The sequence below is a fragment of the Enterococcus ratti genome (assembly GCF_001886195.1).
Taxonomy (GTDB): domain Bacteria; phylum Bacillota; class Bacilli; order Lactobacillales; family Enterococcaceae; genus Enterococcus_B; species Enterococcus_B ratti.
In genome coordinates, this window is record NZ_JXLB01000067.1 from 1 (window position 1) to 512 (window position 512).

A 512-nucleotide genomic window follows, 5' to 3' on the forward strand; every position below is an offset into this window, starting at 1 on the left:
CTTACAAGCAGAGGGTCAGCGGTTCGAACCCGTTAACCTCCATATGAGCCGTTAGCTCAGTTGGTAGAGCATCTGACTTTTAATCAGAGGGTCACAGGTTCGAGCCCTGTACGGCTCATATTTTTTGCGGGTGTGGCGGAATTGGCAGACGCACTAGATTTAGGATCTAGCGCCTTACGGCGTGGGGGTTCAAGTCCCTTCACCCGCATCCTATGTTATACCATGCCGGCTTAGCTCAGTTGGTAGAGCATCTGATTTGTAATCAGAGGGTCGAGGGTTCAAGTCCTTTAGCCGGCATCCTAAACATGCGGAAATAGCTCAGTGGTAGAGCACCACCTTGCCAAGGTGGGGGTCGCGGGTTCGAACCCCGTTTTCCGCTTTGCCAAAATAGCACGCCGGGGTGGCGGAACTGGCAGACGCACAGGACTTAAAATCCTGCGGTGAGTGATCACCGTACCGGTTCGATTCCGGTCCTCGGCATTATAAATATGCGCCCATAGCTCAACTGGATA

The 512-nt window shown here is 52.9% G+C and carries 5 tRNA genes; all 5 read left to right on the plus strand.

Annotated elements, in window-relative coordinates:
- Positions 1–45 precede the first annotated feature (45 nt).
- The 5 genes from RV14_RS11730 to RV14_RS11750 all read left to right on the plus strand — a co-directional run bounded on the left by RV14_RS11730 (position 46) and on the right by RV14_RS11750 (position 480).
- Positions 46–118 (plus strand) — tRNA-Lys (locus RV14_RS11730).
- Positions 119–126: 8 nt separating this feature from the next.
- A tRNA-Leu gene (locus RV14_RS11735) sits at positions 127–208 on the plus strand.
- 16 nt (positions 209–224) lie between these two features.
- Positions 225–297: transfer RNA gene (locus RV14_RS11740), tRNA-Thr, on the plus strand.
- A 10-nt stretch (positions 298–307) separates the two neighbouring features.
- Positions 308–379: transfer RNA gene (locus RV14_RS11745), tRNA-Gly, on the plus strand.
- A 15-nt stretch (positions 380–394) separates the two neighbouring features.
- Positions 395–480 (plus strand) — tRNA-Leu (locus RV14_RS11750).
- Positions 481–512 lie beyond the last annotated feature (32 nt).